Consider the following 17079-nt stretch of genomic DNA (forward strand, 5'->3'; position numbering starts at 1 on the left):
TTTGGATTATTGGTTGTATTGTACGCTCTTGTTGGTGGAGTTTAAACCACTAGTTGTGAATTATGCTGTACCAATTAAATAGCTTTGAGTTCGATTTTTTCAATTAGACCCCAATCTACGCCTTCTTCAAGTTGATAGTCTATCTCCTTTAATAGTTTAAATGCTTCTTGCTCAATCCCTTCATCATGTCCATACACTTCAAAATACCGCTCTTTAAACTGCACAAACCAAAAGTACATACTGTAATATGTGCTTTGCTTATCAAGTGAGACTGACCCAGCGTTACTTTTGAAAAACGTATAGTATGCTAACAACTCGTTCAAACGAGTATCATCGATATTCACATTGTAGAATTCGCGTCGTTCTTCATCAGTAATAAAATTCTTCAATTCATCTTCTTTTATAATTTTCATTTACAACACCTATCCTTTATACCAGCAAAAATTTGGTATTAATCACAATATTTTCTGATTCGCACAAATTTGCCAATTTCTCTACAGACTTCTTATCAGAAACTAGCCATTCCACCTTATATCCAGCAGCTATAGCTGATTCTTGTTGTTTTAATGCCTCTTGAATAACCTTTGTTCTTAGCGAATTCCGGAATCCACCCTTGGGATGAGGTAAATAGTAACTTTCATTATTATGATTAATTTTTAATTCAAAATCATCAACGCTTGGATTACTTTGAGGTATTCTCCCCCCGAAGAATTCTTTACCCCATGTGGTCGTGCATTAATATCATTAATGCCCTACTTATTTTCAAATTCCTTCATTCTATCAATTTTAATTCTATCGCTTTCATCTTGTGGAATAACATTAATGTACTTGCTTTCCCAATACTCCAGCCTGTCTGAAGGTCCAAAACTTGATTCTTCCCATTTTGTATAATCATATTCTATATTTAATTTTCCTTCAGATGTAAGTTTCATGGTTATTGAGAACCAAGGATCTTGTCCATTCTCTAAAAATATATTCTTTAGATCATTGGCGTCTTTTAACAACTTTCTCATCGATTTCTTATATATATCTGAATTAATATTGTATTTCTTTAAAATATCTCGACAATAAACATACTCATTCTTATTTTTTGGCTTGAAGAAAAAGAAAACCCCTCCTTCTCCATTTTCCACCTCACCATTAAAATAAAAATCTTCCCAGTCTTCTGGTATCAATTCATTTATTGTTTCTGCGATCTCTCTAAATATAAATCATTCATCTGCTGTTCCAGCATACTAACCTCCTGGTTTATTTTGTATTATTATAGTAACTATTCCCTAACAGCTAATTCCTCCTCATCATTCACGTGGAGTTGAACAAAAAACAGATCAATCACGGTGGTATCTGACCATAATCGACCTGTTCGACGTTAACGGTGATTGCGTAAATTAGGGTATAAAATTAAAGCATTGATGTGCATACAAATAAAATGGACGAAATCTTTATACGGGTGTTACATGGGTTAAGTCTACTTGAAATCAGTCGCCCGACTCATTCGGCACTAGGTGGGGTTAATCAACAGGTGATGAACTAAGTAATTTGTTCATCACAATTCCGGATCAAGTATATATCTTTTTTTCAATTTGTTTTGTTCATCAAAAACATAGATGGTTTCACAATTAGGACAACGCCATACACTGTTTCTTGGGTTAGGTAAATCTATAATATCTGTAATATCAGCTGTAATTTCATCCCACTCACGATCCGTATAAGCCCAAATAGTTACATCATCGGGTGCTTGGCTATTTGAAAGTACACACCCACATTTGCATTGAAAAGAAGCCATTTATTCTATCCCCTTTTATTTATTTTTAATAACAGATCCGTCATTTATCCAAATCTCTACATTTCCTTTCCCTCCTGTCTTTCTATTGATTATCTCTATAATCTGTTTTGCATCTTCAACTGTGTATCCAATTTTTCTACCATCTATTACAACATTTTCTCCCTGTCTATTGATTGCCTCTATAGCTTTTTTAAATGTGGTATTCATATTTTTACTATTAGCTGTCTTTGCTTCAATGATCATTCCATCTACATTAAAGTCAGCCCCTGGAATTAGGTTTCCATCCGATCCTTTAACATCAGCTAACTTTTCTACATTTTTGCCTTCTTGGAGCCATTTATCAGCAATCGCAAATTCATCAGCGTTCTTAAATTCCTTTACACCTGATATATTTCCTGTCCATTTTTCAGGACTAATAACTCCTTCACGTGCTCTTTGCATCAAAGTATTTTTTTCAAATTCACTCAAATGATCAAAAGACTTTATAATTTCTTTTTGTCTTTGAGCAATGCTTGCTGTAACATCTTTACCCGTCCCCTCGCTCTTTCCCTTCTTCCCGCTAGAACCCTCTCCGCCCTTGGAAAAGAACCTCGATTTCTCATTCTTAACGATTTCTAGTGAATTTATTCCATTGGTTGTTTGTTTAATCAGGATATGAAAGGGCGCTTTCTCCATCACGGATCGGTTCATCTTTTTGGCTGCTGTATCAAGAGAATCGATTGTTTTTTCTAACAGGGAACCTCTCGTTTTGAATCGTCCATCCCCTACGGCACCGCTCTTCCCAAGTATCCCTTTCTTTCCTCCGGGTTTTAGGAAGCCCATAACGCTTTTTTTCGGGTCTTTGATGAAATTTTTAAATCCCGTTCCCAGATTTCGAGCTTTGCTCGCCAGCGCCGCTCCATCCGTCATAACAGTCAATGCTGCATCTACAACTAAAACATCCGTTTGACCCGTTGCATAACCCATATTATAGTTTTCTTCTTTTGTCGTTGTAAGGAGACTCGTTGAGGGCGCCTTAAAGCTTGTCACTACTGGATCGACTATGCCTTCCTTGGCCGATTTCAATGCTTGTTTTACATCTTCACCCTCATTTGTTGTTTCCGAAAGAAAGTTAGTAAAATTCAAATTTCTAAAATACAAATTTGTTAAGTTTTTAATGTTGCTTCTTCTATCTTCTTGGATTTGTAAACAAGTCTTAATGAGAAATTTAGTGACAACCTTCTAAATTATTTCATTAGGTTTTAATAACACGCATTTTCTATGCTTGATAAATTCTTTGAAGTTCTCATTATCCCAAAATCCAGTGTTATTATTCAAATAGATCACTTCATTCTTCTTTACTAAGTAAACCGTATCACCATTAAATTCAAAAATACAATTAGAGTAAACCTTATCTATGATTTCAAAAACAATAGTTAACATGTTAACTATTGCTTTTTCCCAGTCAAAAAACTTGTTTAGTCTAAAACTTAAATCTTGTTGATCTTTAAATTCATTCATGAAGTACTCGGATTCATAACCAAAGTAAGAATCAGAGGTGTCCATTAGCGCCAATGAAAAACCAAGCGTGTCATAAGTTTCTGTTATCTGAATCCCCTTTGATATTTTTTCTATTTTATTTATGTCTAGTGTTACTCCCAATTTTTCCAATTCAATAATGATATTATTGCTGGATAGTTGTATTTCTTCTAACATAAATGAGTATTCTAGAGCCATTCCTATGAGCCTCCTTTTCAGGGAATTAAATGAATTACCTTTTTATCCTTAGTTACTACAATGACTTCATCTAAATTCTCTATAGGCCACTCAATAAATTGTTTTTTCAATTCATTTACATCCCCATTCCAGTCTCTAAGATTAAGCACAATTCTTCTTGTTTGGCCTTTTTTATTTTCTTCTTTTCTAGTTGTGAAGCGATCCACGTGGACTTGTCTCACCTTTAGGTGAATAACAATCAAATATAGTATCATTGATTAAATAGTCAGGATCTTTACTAGTGTCTGAAATTTTTGGATTTTGTTCAACATCATAACCATTTTTAGATAGAATCTCAGCTGCTTCATTCTCTCTGGACAATGAACGTTTAGTCTCTTCGTCCATATTTTCTCTTATTGTAGTTTTGTACCCTCGTGGCTGAGCATTTGGATCTGGAGTATTTACTGGTTTGGTTACCTGTCCTGGACTACCCCAATGTCCTCCACCTTCTGCTTGGCTTGGAGTAGTATTATCATTTCCCTTCCCCTCACCCTTACTCTTCTTCCCGCTAGAACCCTCTCCGCCCTTGGAAAAGAACCTCGATTTCTCATTCTTAACGATTTCTAGTGAATTTATTCCGTTGGTCGTTTGTTTAATCAAGATATGAAAGGGCGCTTTCTCCATCATGGATCGGTTCATCTTTTTGGCTGCTCAAAGTTATTCTGTTAAAACTCCATTGTCTCCTTGTCTCCATATTAATCTCCTCCAAAAAAAGCTCATTCCTACTCATTAGTTCAAGTGGGAAAGAGCTTTTGAAAGTTTATCAAGTGTTTGAATTATTTAGTGTTTGGTTTGTTGGTTGTATTGTACGGTCTTGTTGTTGGGATTGTAAATGGGCTTACACAAAATTCTTGACAAACCCTATTTATCTTGTTTCTTGCGCAAGGAATCTAATAAATTGTATTTCACTAATGAAGATATTATCCTCTCATCTGCTCCATTAACCACTTTTTAATATCATCACCGTCCAACCTTATTGGTTTCTCTTCAGTTCCAACAAAAATATGTTTGGCAGACACTTCATCAATCCCGTTTATTTCTTCAAAACTAGTTCCATAGAGAAGTGCCCCATCAAGTAGAGCGTTTGTTAAATCAACATTAGAAAACTTTGCGTAGCTTAAATTTGCTCTTCGAAATGATGCTCGCCTCAAGTCAGATCTAGATATATTAGCAAAGCTAAGGTCTGTATCATCAAAAGACGCTTTTATACCTACACAATTTCTTATATTTGAATGTTTTAGGGATGCGTAATCAAATACTGTTTTACTCAGTATGCATTCCGAAAAAATCGTTCTTTCGAATGATGTACTTAAAAAATAGCAATCACTCATATCATTATTTGTCAAAAACGAATTGCTCATATTTGACTCTACAATCTCTGAACAACTCAGATTCATCCCTGTAAGATTCAGTTGTTTTAATTCTTCTTTCACAATTTCTAATTTCTCTCCAACATTACCATCCGATTCTGCCCATTTATGATGTTTTAAAAACATACTATCATCCATGTAATACTTCCTTTCGCATACTTTATGGCCACCACAGCAATTTATCACTTAAACCTAATTCTTTTACTGCTTCGCGTACTTCGTCTATATGTTCTGGGAACATTTTTGATGAATCGATGATAACATTCTCACCTTTTGAAAGAGATTCTTCTATATCAGCAATTGCCTTTTCCAGAGTATAACCCTTTGGTGCAAATTTTGAATACCATCCTTTAACGTCCCACTTTACACCTGTTGCATCAATAAATTCTGCACCTGCTGGATTGGTATCTCTAACTATAGGACCAGGTAGGTCCCCTCTCGCCTCTAACTCTAAGCCTGCTAGTCTCTCAATTTTTGATTTTTCGTTTATTTTAAAGTTTTTTGCTGGATCTTTTGCCAAACTCTCATACTCTTCTGGAGACCTAGCGTAGTATCTTCCCTTATCTCCATACTTGTCTATCAATTCTTTATAGTAATCCGGAGCAGTTTCTCTAATTTTGGCGTCCCCTCGCTCTTTCCCTTCTTTCCACCACTGCAATATTCCTTGTACCTTGAACACCATTTTTAATTCTATAATCAATTACCATTCTACTTAAATCTGATTCACCATACCCAACAATTTTTGATTGGCTTAAACCAAATCCAGTTTTACTCTTCCCTTTTCATTTTTCTTCCTCCTTCTTTAAATTCGGACAAGCAAAAAATGCTCACTCCAAACTTATGGTTCAAGTTGGAATAAGCCTTTGAAAGTTTATTAAGCGTTGTTTAAGAGAAAACGAATTCCAGCAAGTTCTGGCTCAACTTACTCAATGATCTCCGAAATCGCGGTGTCCAAGATGGTGTGAACAATCTAAGTGGCTTCTCTGAAGCTGTTTCTTCCTGCTCTGGGTATCTCAGCTTCATATTCCCACGTATCTACTACTAATTTATACTGGATTATCAGGAAACTCTTCTAGATACCTGTTTATTAATTCCCTGCTTTCTTTATCCTCTGGTACATTCCCCAAATATTTATACTCCCAAAAAAGTAACTGATCATCAAAGCTATATTTGGTATCAAACCAATTTGTATAATCATAGTGTATCTTGAACTTTCCATTTCTATCAAGAGATAAAGTAAAGGAATACCAAAGCTCTTGCTCGTGCTCAATAAAAATCCTTCTTAGTTTATCACTCAATTCGAATAGAATCCTACTCTTCATCTTATACTGCTCTTTATCAACATTATAGTTAAAAGGAATTTCTAAACTATATTTAAAGTTTTGCTCATCATCAGGTGTATTATAGAAGAAGTAAGTTCCTCCCCCTGTTTCAGAAATTTGGGCATAAAAATAAAATGTTTGCCATTCTTCCAGAATCATTTCATTAACTGTTTCAGCGATTTTCCTATATATTTGATTCATTTCTTTTTCCATATTACTCAACGAAATCAACCTCCGGCTTGATTTTTAATTGTTTTCTGGACCGGCCTTTTTCCCTCTATCTGATAGATTACTTCAAAAGAATCTGGTCTCATTGAATTTCCAGAATATACAGGTTCAATTTTTACAGAAACTTTTTTCGGAGGTACTTCTTTCAAAGCATTTGCCCATACCGTTTCCATATTGAACCATTCACCACCAGAACGGTTAATTTGGCTATTTTGTGGAACAAGATTATCAATATCCTTCGGCCCTTTAAACTGTGCTCCTATTAAATGTCCACCGTCGTCATCAGGTAATCTGTCCTTCCCTCCAACTGTCCTCTGTGCGTATTCACTTCTGTCTGCTGCACCAAGTTGAAGCGATCCTTCACATTCGATAATACGCCCTTGACTATCCGTACGATAAGTATAACCATCTGGTGATGTGTATTCCACATTCGGTTTTAAAGCCTTTTTTCTACCTTTCTTTGTAAAATGGTCTCCATAGTTTACCTTTACATAAACTGGTGGGGTAGAAATCCCCTCGCTCTTTCCCTTCTTCCCGCTAGATCCCTCCCCGCCCTTGGAGAAGAACCTCGATTTCTCATTCTTAACGATTTCTAGTGAATTTATTCCATTGGTTGTTTGTTTAATCAAGACATGAAAGGGCGCTTTCTCCATCATGGATCGGTTCATCTTTTTGGCTGCTGTATCAAGAGAATCGATCGTTTTTTCTAATAGGGAACCTCTCGTTTTGAATCGTCCATCCCCTACGGCACCGCTCTTCCCAAGTATCCCTTTCTTTCCCCCGGGTTTTAGGAAGCCCATAACGCTTTTTTTCGGGTCTTTGATGAAATTTTTAAATCCCGTTCCCAGATTTCGACCCTTGCTCGCCAGCGCCGCTCCATCCGTCATAACAGTCAATGCGGCATCTACTGCTGCAACTCTGCCGCCTGTTCACGTAATTCCTTTGCCTGCTGACAGTACCCACGAATTTCATCCATAAGCTGTTCGTATGCTGCCCGAGCCTGGGCAATTGACCTCACTTCTTTTTCCGCATCCTGTGCTAGTTGCTGATTCTTCAGCTCTTCTGCCACTACCTGTTCATGTTTTGCCATTCGTTTCGTCCTCCTTTGATTTTAGGCATACAAAAAAAGCTCATTCCTACTCATGGTTCAAGTTGGAAAGAGCTTTGAAAGTTTATCATTTTATCAAGTGTTTGAATTATTTAGTGTTTGGTTTGTTGGTTGTATTGTACGATCTTGTTGTTGGGATTGTAAACCAAGTTTACACAAAATGATTAACAGACTCACCAAACCGCGTAATACAAACAAAAATTATTAGCAGGCGAACCACTTTAGGCTCGCTATTAAATCTACTTCTAATTGTGAAGTTGTTAATACAGAGAAATCGTCTGAATCATCGTGTAATCCATGGGACAATATAAATTTCATATCATTTTCCATTACTATCTCTAGACCAACTTCATTTGGTAATTCTTCAAACAGAGCATTTTGGGGATCGCGCTTTATTATATTTATTTCTTTTATATTCTGCCCTACTATTTGACCCCAATAAGGACTACTATATATTTTATCCTCAGCATCAATTGGATATAAATCAGTGTCATTTTCAATAGATTCGTCTTTAATATACCCGGTATCATCTTTTTCAACCCATAAAATAACCGAATTTCTTGAAGGGTCACTAGCTGCTCCAATTACTAACCCTGATTCAAAATATAGCAGTAGAGGTCCAGCAGTTAGAGAGAACACTTCATCTTGTGCAATCTCACATTGTTCCATTGATTCTTCGCTTTCCCACCAGCTAAATCTTATTAACTTGCTAAGCTTTTCATTTTTAATAATCTGTAACAACTTAATCCTATCAGATGGAATTGAGGATCCGTCTCGCAACTCGTTATCCATAAACACTCTCCTAAATTCAATACGTTATTTTGAATTTTTCCTGGCGGATTCTATAAGCAAATCAATCATTCTTAGATTATTTTTTGATGGTTTTACTTTTTTACCTACTTCTACGTTTAGGGGATCAGCAACTACTACTCTTCCATCTTTTCCAATTAGAAACTGCAAATCATTAATCTTGATCTTCTTTTCAACCATTATTTTTCTTATAGCAGTTAAATCCTCAATACTTCGTTGATTCAATAATGATGATTCTCCAACTATTTGCACCTTACCATCATGTAATTTTACTATATCTTTGGAACCTTGTGCAAACCTGTCAAACATAAGGGCATCTTTTCCATCAACAAAAATTGAGCGTCCATTTACTGTCGGTAATCCTAGCTCATCAAGTTTGTTCAACAAACCCAACTCTTCTGTAATTAGCTTTTGTGGCTTACCGTCTTTTAGAACCCCTACAGCTTTATCCTCCCCATAGGCGTACACATTCTTATTCCCCCCACTACCTAATAGTTCTCCTAAATCACCGCTTGATAAATTTGGTTTACCCGTCCCCTCATTCTTTCCCTTCTTCCCACTAGATCCCTCCCCGCCCTTGGAAAAGAACCTCGATTTCTCATTCTTAACGATTTCTAGTGAATTTATTCCATTGGTTGTTTGTTTAATCAAGATATGAAAGGGCGCTTTCTCCATCATGGATCGGTTCATCTTTTTGGCTGCTGTATCAAGAGAATCGATCGTTTTTTCTAATAGGGAACCTCTCGTTTTGAATCGTCCATCCCCTACGGCACCGCTCTTCCCAAGTATCCCTTTCTTTCCTCCAGGTTTTAGGAAGCCCATTACGCTTTTTTTCGGGTCTTTGATGAAATTTTTAATTCCCGTTCCCAGATTTCGAGCCTTGCTCGCCAGCGCCGCTCCATCCGTCATAACAGTCAATGCTGCATCTACAACTAAAACATCCGTTTGACCCGTTGCATAACCCATATTATAGTTTTCTTCTTTTGTCGTTGTAAGGAGACTCGTTGAGGGCGCCTTAAAGCTTGTCACTACTGGATCGACTATGCCTTCCTTGGCCGATTTCAATGCTTGTTTTACATCTTGCCCAATCTCATCCGTTGATTTCTGGAAGGTTATCAAATCCCATGTATAGCTGATTCCTGATACTACGCCCTTTAGCGTCTCATTGCGTTCCATCAGTGGGGCTACTTCTTTTCCGCTTACACTTGAATAAAGTCCTTGTACATCCTTTCCGGCTTCATCCCAACTCTGTAATCGAAGTGGCGAAGTAAGTTGATGTACTGTTGTTAACGCCATATCTCCTACATCGACAACAAAGTTCCAGAGCCCTTTTGCTGTATCTTTGTACGAATCGATTCGTCCTTCATTCCTAGCAGCTTCGCTTTCCTGGATCTTTTGAAATTTAACCCAATCCCTACCGTGCTCCTTCACCTTCTGCTCAAACTCACTTAAGATTGGCTCGAAATTTTCTCTTTCCCCGGTAGCGGAAAACTCAATTAAATCGCTCTTGGAATTCACTTCTTCTTCCAACCCCAGCGATCCTTTTACCTCTTTCTGCGTACTTGGCGCTGTGCCTTCATCTGCTTCCAATGTATCAACAATGCTTTCTAAGGACAAGCTCTCTTTTGCATTTATCTCTATGTGATCTCCGCTTAATTCAATGCTGCCTGATGCTAATATACTGAGTTGTTGACTTCCAGCAAAATTGATCCCGGTGTAACTGTTCATTCCAATGTACAACTGCTTGTCTATTCCTGTAATGTTTAGTTCTTTGTCTCCTAAAGTAAATTCCTTTCCATGTGGATTACCGAAGGTCTTCACACCCGGATCAGCCATCTTTTGCTGCTGTTTTTCCGCGTAATTCGCTCCCGGTTCATGCCTTACCGATTGAATAACAGTGGCCTCATCCTCATCCGGACTTGGAAAATATAATTTCACTTTACTGCCGATTTCCGGCATCATGTGCCACACTTGATTCCCTTCGGCAGCATATGGAAACCATTGTGCGGTATCAGGTTTTTGATCATTATCCATATCTAAATGTACTTTGACCTGTTGCCGACTAACCCCAATAATTTTACCGTTTATGGCCGCCCCAATGATGACATTATTATGTATTTTCCCATATGTATAACCTTCACGTGGGCCGCATTCATATGACCATATTAGCCGTCCATGTTTCATCTCAGCTTTTCTTTTTGCTATTACACAGGTGTGAGTTCCTATAATCACTTCATCCCCGATATCCAACAATCCCGCCCACTCAAAGGAATAGATCGTCGCGTTTCCTCGGGTTTTCTTAACATGTTCACTGGAAGCACTATACTGATAGGCTTGAATTCGTCTCGTCGCCATAAGCGGGTGATCTTCTTTCAATTCGATCTGGTTTCTCCCTTCAGGAATACCAATCCAGAAACGGGGGTTATGTGATGTAATATCCGGAATAAGAGGGGCCTTTCCATGGGATGCGAGTCTCTTCAAAAAGGACCAGTCTGTCTCTTCATACTGCATAATAAACTTGCCCGTTTGTTTGTCACGAAACGTGTGATCAATAAAGTCACTCTTCGGATACATGCAAACCACATGATTAAATATCTCGATATACCGCTGGTTTACATGCTGGAAGCTTCTTTTTTTCTTCTGCGTATCCATGTCATAGGTATGTGAGACCGCCTCGACTGTAACCCGATGTTCCCCATGCATAACCTGAAACGAAATTTGCAAAATTTGTCCAAGAAATAGTGGCTTAAGCTTCCCATTCACAGAAGAATCATAGATTTCAAGATAATCATGAAGCCCGGAATTCATTAAAATCCGATCCTCTGCATCTGCAGATACTCTGCCGATAAGTCGTACTCTCGCATGTTCTCCGATCTGGTGTGTAATTTCGAGAGATTCAATACGAACCGCTCCATAGGACCAAACCACCTGAAGCGTCTCATTTGTTACGTATTTTTGAGTCTGCTGTGCCATCGTGCCTTCCCTCCCCTCATAAATTCCAACACTAGTCTTGCCCCCCGTTTTTGGTGATCGTAATCTTACCTCCCAATGCACATGTCAGCGTAGCACGGTCTAATAAAGCTGGCTCATCATCGATCGACAAATCCGTTTTTCCATGAGACCAACGTCCGCATAATTCCGGCTGGCAGACCTCGTCCGTTTTTTTACAGAAACCAAATAACCCAATATTTTTTTCAACCACACAATCAGCGACGTTCATTACGGGTTTGCCCTTGATATATACACCATGAGACTGAGGCAAGTTCAAACTGGAAGGAAGAGATCCCTCACTGCAAGTCAATTCCGCTCCTCGTACAACATAAGTGTCTCCTTCCGCTAACAACCCTGCAGCTATTAAACTAATAATCGAACCTAATGACATGAAAGCATCCCCTCATTCTCACTGACTTATCATTCAAAAAAGATTATTGTTTGAATAATTGCGGCAGACATCGGTCTCCAGATGTCGGCTTGTTCCGCTTTAAACTGAAAGGAACCATGCAGCAATCTATCCCTGCACACGGTTAAAAAAACGAACTGATAAAACTGTCCATTTTCCGTTTGAATTAAACAATCATAAGTTTCAAAGCCCCTTAGCTTAATAGACTCGCTTTCTAATTCGAACAGCTTAATCTCCGGTTTTCTAAATTTGCTCTCAATCAACATGCAATCTTTTAACATTTCAAGGTCTATCCCAGCTTCAATAGACTCTCCTAAATGGATTCCGCATGATATCTCCCCGGTATCATTCATAAAAAGATACTGATTTCGAATCCGGTCATCTTTCCCTTTTTCAAGGAAGGCATTAGCCACCGGCGCTAAAACTACTGGTAAAGGAATTTCCAGTGCATTTTCAAACAATCGTTGTTTCTTTAACTTAATCGTGTGGTGTTTGTAACATACCTCGCCATTGCTCACCATCTCTTTCCAGTCCAATTCTGAGATGGTGTCTAGCCCTTCATTTAATTCACGTTCACGCTGTTGATGAACAAGGTAACCTGTTATTTGTTGATCCCAGTAATAATTACTCATCCACATTTCCTCCAGCTTGATTGACGCTCTCAAGTATGAACCCCGTCAACTCTCTACGCAGTAGACTTTCTGCCGCATCCAGACTAACCAGATAAAGAGGCTCCCGGATTCCCTGGATCGAAAAAAAATGATGTTTCTTGATTTTCTGGCTATCAACTATAAGATTCTTCAAGCTCCTGTCCGGATAAAATTCAGTTTCGGGTGACAAGCAATCCACTGAAGGTACATAAAATGACCAGTATGTGTGTTGTAAGTAATTTTGCCGATCAATCAGGTCCATCTGTTTGTATTCCATTTGGGGATTATATAAGGCCAAAGTATTTTTCATTTCATCCGACATCATGGGCCATGGTTTGGAAAGCCAGTCAAAATACTGCTCCTCAGAGGTTTGATCAACAGGGATAACAGAAACGGATGGGAGCTGGTTAAAAGATTTTGGCAGGTCTTGTCTTTGGGGATCTACTTTATAAATAATCCGATCATCATCTTTTAACAGGTAATATTCCCTCATCTTTCCGCCCCTTTTCTTAAAGAACTGTGTCAATAGATTGCAATTGTTCTTCGCTCAATTGATATTTGTTTACATCACTTTCCGAAAAAATAGCGCCGCGAAGATTCGCGCCTTGAAAATCCGCGCAGAATAATTCGGCTCCTCTAAAGTCCGCCCCTTCCAAATTTGCATCAGCGAATCTTATGCCCTGAAGCCCTGGTGAACGATACAACCCCTCGCGGAACCCTTTTCCATTGGCATGTCTGAATGAAGTCTCACGCAAGTCACATTGACTAAAATCCGCATCCGTAATAAGAGACTGGCTAAAGTCGGATTGGGATAGGATAGCGCCGTTCCACCGTGTACCAATTAGAATACATCCCCGTAATTTACAGTTTGTAAGCTGTCCCCCCCTAAAATCGGCATAACGCATTTCGGTATGATCCAAACTTTGTCCCTGTAAAGAAAGTTCTGTTAAATCCTCATACGCCAATTGAATATCTTGTCTCTGGAGTTTCCTGACATACTGCAAAGTTTTGGCTTGGGAATCGGAAACATAAATGTCCTCGCTTATATCTTTGAACTCTCCAATTCGTATCCGGAAAATCTCAGACTTTGCGATATGCTTTGCCTCAGGCAGCTCCATTGCCTGGCAAATTGCTAATCTTGCTATCGCAACGACAAATTGATGGTAGTAAGGAATGTACTTTAACATAATCCGCTCACGATCACCGGGCTGAAACAGCCTGAAATATTTCTTTAACTTCTGTGCTAATAAACTCTGAAGCGGAGCAAACGACTTATAAAACCACGAAGCATCATACCAAGAAAAGCACTCGTTCTCATCGCCATACCACTCTTCAGAATAAGCCTCGATTAAATAAGTATATTTTTGCTGTAATATAGAGGTACGAAGTAATGAATAATGAATATAAGCAATGGGAGCCTTTCTCCCCCTTTCTTGCAATTGTTTGATTTTCACGCACATCTGCTGAAAGGAATGAATAAAATCTTGGATAAGCCGATCTTTTTGTGTATGAAACTCTGCCTCTAAAATTGAAAACGCATCGTTCATAGCCGATTCTAAAATTTCATCAATGATCTCCTGTCGGGTCTGTTCGCTATTCATCTTTACTCACCCAATTCAATTCATTTTGATTTCCGTTCCTTCAATAAGAATCTTTTCCTCCTCTAATTGGATGCTGTTTTCTTTGCCTGATAGAGTTACAGTATTTGCGGAGATTAGAATATTGCTGGATCCCAATACAATATTGCCATTAGCGGTGATTGATATATTTTGGTCGCTTACGATATTTATTCCTTTTTCATCATCCAGCGTGATAAACATATTCCCCGACTTTATAATGATGGAACTTGGCCCCAAGGAGATGAGCTTTCCATATTTCGTATAGAATGTCTTAGTGTCGGGATCTTCTTTAGGGTCTTTATCTGCTTTCGCTTTAGCCTGGTTCTGGGAATGGCTTGCAGCCGGTTGGGATGAGACGGCGGTTGAGGCCGTTGGTTTTGGGGGAATTTCCCGCGGAACCGAGCTTATTGCGATCCCCTCTTCCTCTTTTTTACTCGGAAAATAAATACGTATACTGTCGCCTATTTCGGGCATACAATACCATCCGGTATTATCCTCAGAAGCATAAATAGTTGAATAAGGAAACCAATAGTCGGAGTTAGCATCCAATTGGTCGTCCATGTCCAGTTTGGCTCGAATGGTATCCCTGCGAATCTGGATAACCTTGCCCTGAATTGATGCGCCAATAATAGCTTCATTGTGAATTTTCTTTTGTCTCAATCCTTTTCGTGGATACAGCTTGTATTGATGCTCAATGATACCGTTTCTAGTTTCGGAAATAACTGATGCTACAACCAAAGGACGCGACTTGAACATTACCTCATGACCAGGTTCAAGCAATTGAGTCGATTGTACTTCATATATCGTGTAATCCGCGTCACTAACACCGGGAACACCGTTATCAACGGCCTTCTTATACTCTTCCATATCTTTTCGTACCGTATAATAGATGGTAGAAAGTTCACCTTTGTTTTGACCGGTAGGAACACCAAAATATATCTTAGGAAAATGAAACCCGTTTGCCGGAACCAGTGCTGTATAAAACCTGGAAGCCATTCGTTTCAGAAATTGCCAGTCTGTTTCCTCATACTGCATAATCAGTGTATTTGTCTTCTTATGCGCTGTTGCCGCATCGATCATATCTGCATTTTTATATGAAGAAATGACTTCTTTGATCAAAGAACTATATGAAATGTTGGGATTCTGAAAAGAACGCTTTTTCAGCTTAATATCAAGAAGATACGAATGGGAAATAGCTTCGACATGTAGATAGTAGACGCCACGTACGGTATTGACTCTTACTTTACTGACTAGCCCGGTAAACAAACAATGCTCCGTCTTCCCGGCATCATCTTGAATGACAACCTTAATAGAAGTTTCCGCATCGGTTTGATTTACATAACTGTCCTTTTTTTCGTCTGAAATAATAGCTGAGAATGTTAATGTTGAATGTTTATTTATACCTTTCGTTATTTTCATGTGCTGCAAATGAATAATTTTATAGGGAGCAATCCGAATATTACCTACAGCGTTACTAATTGTAGCAGTCATTTCTTTAACCTCCCGTTACTCATTCATGTTTAATTTCTAATCCACAATCATCCTCTGGCTCGCACTCAGCCCCATCCCCATGCGGCTGCTGCCGCGGGCCTGTTCGAGAATCCGGGCTAAATACTTATGTATTTCCACATTGGTGTAATCTTTGTAGGCAATGCTGAGACGTCTTGCGATATAATGCAAAATAACGTCCCGGCTGACCGTGCCCTCGTTCAGGCACATCATGGCGAACACCATGTCCTGCGGATCTGCGCTCCCCTTTCCGAGCATTTCCTCGGCGAAACGCCGCATGATCGCCGGGGACAAGGTGCTTTTGCCGAAGGACGCGATGAAGACATGTAACACATTGACGGTGTTGTATTCCGTGGCCATGTCCTGGAAATTTTGATAGTCCTGGCGCAGTCTTGCGCCATCCTTTAGCTTGAAGCGGCATAGCTCCAATTCGGATGCGCGCGTCTCCAGGTGTTGATCCAGTACAATCTCGCTTCGGAACTCATACCAATCGCTGTCTTCCCGGCCCTCTTGAAAACGGATTTTGACCACGCTCTCCCGCCCCGTTGCCATATACGACAGAACCGCCGGCTGTTTCATGATGTATATTCGGCCTTGGTGCTTGACGATCCCGGGTGCAACCGTCAGCGAATCAGGCCCAACCGAAATGGCTGCCCCAGTCACGATGCCGTCTGTGTAATCTTGGTAGTAGATGTCGGTAAATTCACGCGGGAAATCCCGCAAATTTTCCAGCATCGCTGTTTTTAAGATCCGGCCCTTATTGAATTTCGGTGCGATATGGGTGAACAATGGCATCCCTCCTTTCCAGATTCCTATGGAGTCCATTCAAATGTACTTATTGTGGCTGCGGCGGATACTCCGGGTACTGGAGATGTTCCGGGTATGGCGGATATTGCTGATACTGCGCTTTACTCATATCAAGCACCCTTTTATCTACTACATAAGTTTTCGCAATGATATCGTGAAGAGGCGGGTTTACAGCGCCTTAACAGCCTTGATACTTTGCATTCCTGCATCCAAACTCGCATCCCTGGCGGCCAGATACTCTTGTAACTGCTTTGGATTCACCACATAGGTCTTGGCGATCTTATCATGCAGCGACTGCCTGTATGGAGTGAAAAACACCATGATATATCCCATGCATAGGATCAGGCTCGAAAGCATCTTGCTCCAAAATCTTTTGCTCGCCTTGCCAAAACGGAGCCTTTCGTACCTTTCGTTTACCACGATCAGGCCTACCCACTTTTTGCCCCATGTAGCTTGTCTTCCGGACGATTCCATCAAAGCGAAATATAGCCAGCAGATGATTAGAATCAGTATTAGCGCCACATTTTTGGATATATCAAAATAAATGACATGGTTCAAATCTTCTATACTTGCACCTTGGTTCAAAAGATATTGAGCATAAATCCCGCGGATACGATAAAAAACGGATTCCAGCACGAAAAAAATGAGCCAAACCACAATCAAGTCAAGACAATATGCCAAAAGGCGTTTCCAGAAACTTGCGTACAATTTTTCT

At 39.3% G+C, this 17079-nt stretch carries 21 protein-coding genes; all 21 read right to left on the reverse strand.

Annotated elements, in window-relative coordinates:
• Positions 1–74: 74 nt before the first annotated feature.
• Positions 75–413: a hypothetical protein gene (locus L6442_RS25760; protein WP_194229888.1), complete on the reverse strand. Its 339-nt coding sequence runs from the start codon at positions 411–413 to the stop codon at positions 75–77.
• Between the two features lie 339 nt (positions 414–752).
• Positions 753–1175, reverse strand: coding sequence for an immunity protein YezG family protein (locus tag L6442_RS25765; RefSeq protein WP_212977056.1), 423 nt, complete (start codon positions 1173–1175; stop codon positions 753–755).
• A gap of 371 nt (positions 1176–1546) precedes the next feature.
• Positions 1547–1786: a hypothetical protein gene (locus L6442_RS25770; protein ID WP_212977057.1), complete on the reverse strand. Its 240-nt coding sequence runs from the start codon at positions 1784–1786 to the stop codon at positions 1547–1549.
• A gap of 15 nt (positions 1787–1801) precedes the next feature.
• The gene (locus tag L6442_RS25775) at positions 1802–2851 is read right to left on the reverse strand and encodes a CdiA C-terminal domain-containing protein (protein WP_212977058.1); all 1050 of its coding nucleotides are present in this window, start codon (positions 2849–2851) and stop codon (positions 1802–1804) included.
• Positions 2852–3007: 156 nt separating this feature from the next.
• The gene (locus L6442_RS25780; RefSeq protein WP_212977059.1) at positions 3008–3502 is read right to left on the reverse strand and encodes a SitI3 family protein; all 495 of its coding nucleotides are present in this window, start codon (positions 3500–3502) and stop codon (positions 3008–3010) included.
• A 17-nt stretch (positions 3503–3519) separates the two neighbouring features.
• Positions 3520–3708 (reverse strand): CdiA C-terminal domain-containing protein, encoded by a 189-nt coding sequence (locus tag L6442_RS25785; protein ID WP_212977060.1) that lies wholly within the window; start codon positions 3706–3708, stop codon positions 3520–3522.
• Positions 3689–4168, reverse strand: a complete 480-nt coding sequence (locus L6442_RS25790) for a hypothetical protein (RefSeq protein ID WP_212977061.1) — start codon at positions 4166–4168, stop codon at positions 3689–3691. The genes L6442_RS25785 and L6442_RS25790 overlap by 20 nt, the downstream gene beginning before the upstream one ends.
• A 293-nt stretch (positions 4169–4461) precedes the next feature.
• A complete protein-coding gene (locus L6442_RS25795) occupies positions 4462–5049 on the reverse strand; it encodes a pentapeptide repeat-containing protein (protein WP_212977062.1) in 588 nt (195 codons plus the stop codon).
• 22 nt (positions 5050–5071) lie between these two features.
• A complete protein-coding gene (locus L6442_RS25800) occupies positions 5072–5611 on the reverse strand; it encodes a hypothetical protein (RefSeq protein ID WP_212977063.1) in 540 nt (179 codons plus the stop codon).
• Positions 5612–5957: 346 nt separating this feature from the next.
• Positions 5958–6446, reverse strand: coding sequence for an immunity protein YezG family protein (locus tag L6442_RS25805; RefSeq protein WP_212977187.1), 489 nt, complete (start codon positions 6444–6446; stop codon positions 5958–5960).
• Positions 6447–6460: 14 nt separating this feature from the next.
• Positions 6461–7348 carry a DNA/RNA non-specific endonuclease gene (locus L6442_RS25810; protein WP_212977188.1) on the reverse strand — a complete coding sequence of 296 codons (888 nt, stop codon included), beginning with the start codon at positions 7346–7348 and terminating at the stop codon, positions 6461–6463.
• A 17-nt stretch (positions 7349–7365) separates the two neighbouring features.
• On the reverse strand, positions 7366–7551 hold the full coding sequence (locus tag L6442_RS25815; protein ID WP_237100087.1) for a hypothetical protein: 186 nt from the start codon (positions 7549–7551) through the stop codon (positions 7366–7368).
• A gap of 222 nt (positions 7552–7773) precedes the next feature.
• Positions 7774–8361: a hypothetical protein gene (locus L6442_RS25820; RefSeq protein ID WP_232030304.1), complete on the reverse strand. Its 588-nt coding sequence runs from the start codon at positions 8359–8361 to the stop codon at positions 7774–7776.
• 24 nt (positions 8362–8385) lie between these two features.
• The gene (locus L6442_RS25825) at positions 8386–11352 is read right to left on the reverse strand and encodes a hypothetical protein (RefSeq protein ID WP_212977064.1); all 2967 of its coding nucleotides are present in this window, start codon (positions 11350–11352) and stop codon (positions 8386–8388) included.
• 31 nt (positions 11353–11383) lie between these two features.
• A complete protein-coding gene (locus tag L6442_RS25830) occupies positions 11384–11761 on the reverse strand; it encodes a DUF4280 domain-containing protein (protein WP_212977065.1) in 378 nt (125 codons plus the stop codon).
• A 29-nt stretch (positions 11762–11790) separates the two neighbouring features.
• Positions 11791–12411, reverse strand: a complete 621-nt coding sequence (locus tag L6442_RS25835) for a hypothetical protein (RefSeq protein WP_212977066.1) — start codon at positions 12409–12411, stop codon at positions 11791–11793.
• Positions 12404–12922: a hypothetical protein gene (locus L6442_RS25840; RefSeq protein WP_212977067.1), complete on the reverse strand. Its 519-nt coding sequence runs from the start codon at positions 12920–12922 to the stop codon at positions 12404–12406. Before L6442_RS25840 ends, L6442_RS25835 begins: the two co-directional genes overlap by 8 nt.
• A 16-nt stretch (positions 12923–12938) precedes the next feature.
• Positions 12939–14030, reverse strand: coding sequence for a pentapeptide repeat-containing protein (locus tag L6442_RS25845; protein ID WP_212977068.1), 1092 nt, complete (start codon positions 14028–14030; stop codon positions 12939–12941).
• A 15-nt stretch (positions 14031–14045) separates the two neighbouring features.
• The gene (locus L6442_RS25850; RefSeq protein ID WP_212977069.1) at positions 14046–15539 is read right to left on the reverse strand and encodes a type VI secretion system Vgr family protein; all 1494 of its coding nucleotides are present in this window, start codon (positions 15537–15539) and stop codon (positions 14046–14048) included.
• Between the two features lie 36 nt (positions 15540–15575).
• Positions 15576–16346, reverse strand: coding sequence for a DNA and RNA helicase (locus L6442_RS25855; RefSeq protein ID WP_212977070.1), 771 nt, complete (start codon positions 16344–16346; stop codon positions 15576–15578).
• A 186-nt stretch (positions 16347–16532) separates the two neighbouring features.
• Positions 16533–17072: an RDD family protein gene (locus L6442_RS25860; RefSeq protein ID WP_212977071.1), complete on the reverse strand. Its 540-nt coding sequence runs from the start codon at positions 17070–17072 to the stop codon at positions 16533–16535.
• Positions 17073–17079 lie beyond the last annotated feature (7 nt).

The organism is Paenibacillus azoreducens, from assembly GCF_021654775.1.
In the GTDB taxonomy this organism is placed as follows: domain Bacteria; phylum Bacillota; class Bacilli; order Paenibacillales; family Paenibacillaceae; genus Paenibacillus_AQ; species Paenibacillus_AQ azoreducens.

Coding starts and splice junctions, on each gene's coding strand:
- L6442_RS25820 (WP_232030304.1), bottom strand. CDS start 8,361: ATGGATAACGAGTTGCGAGACGGATCCTCAATTCCATCTGATAGGATT.
- L6442_RS25780 (WP_212977059.1), bottom strand. CDS start 3,502: ATGGCTCTAGAATACTCATTTATGTTAGAAGAAATACAACTATCCAGC.
- L6442_RS25805 (WP_212977187.1), bottom strand. CDS start 6,446: ATGGAAAAAGAAATGAATCAAATATATAGGAAAATCGCTGAAACAGTT.
- L6442_RS25830 (WP_212977065.1), bottom strand. CDS start 11,761: ATGTCATTAGGTTCGATTATTAGTTTAATAGCTGCAGGGTTGTTAGCG.
- L6442_RS25760 (WP_194229888.1), bottom strand. CDS start 413: ATGAAAATTATAAAAGAAGATGAATTGAAGAATTTTATTACTGATGAA.
- L6442_RS25790 (WP_212977061.1), bottom strand. CDS start 4,168: ATGATGGAGAAAGCGCCCTTTCATATCTTGATTAAACAAACGACCAAC.
- L6442_RS25835 (WP_212977066.1), bottom strand. CDS start 12,411: ATGAGTAATTATTACTGGGATCAACAAATAACAGGTTACCTTGTTCAT.
- L6442_RS25845 (WP_212977068.1), bottom strand. CDS start 14,030: ATGAATAGCGAACAGACCCGACAGGAGATCATTGATGAAATTTTAGAA.
- L6442_RS25810 (WP_212977188.1), bottom strand. CDS start 7,348: ATGACGGATGGAGCGGCGCTGGCGAGCAAGGGTCGAAATCTGGGAACG.
- L6442_RS25815 (WP_237100087.1), bottom strand. CDS start 7,551: ATGGCAAAACATGAACAGGTAGTGGCAGAAGAGCTGAAGAATCAGCAA.
- L6442_RS25825 (WP_212977064.1), bottom strand. CDS start 11,352: ATGGCACAGCAGACTCAAAAATACGTAACAAATGAGACGCTTCAGGTG.
- L6442_RS25850 (WP_212977069.1), bottom strand. CDS start 15,539: ATGACTGCTACAATTAGTAACGCTGTAGGTAATATTCGGATTGCTCCC.
- L6442_RS25840 (WP_212977067.1), bottom strand. CDS start 12,922: ATGAGGGAATATTACCTGTTAAAAGATGATGATCGGATTATTTATAAA.
- L6442_RS25770 (WP_212977057.1), bottom strand. CDS start 1,786: ATGGCTTCTTTTCAATGCAAATGTGGGTGTGTACTTTCAAATAGCCAA.
- L6442_RS25795 (WP_212977062.1), bottom strand. CDS start 5,049: ATGGATGATAGTATGTTTTTAAAACATCATAAATGGGCAGAATCGGAT.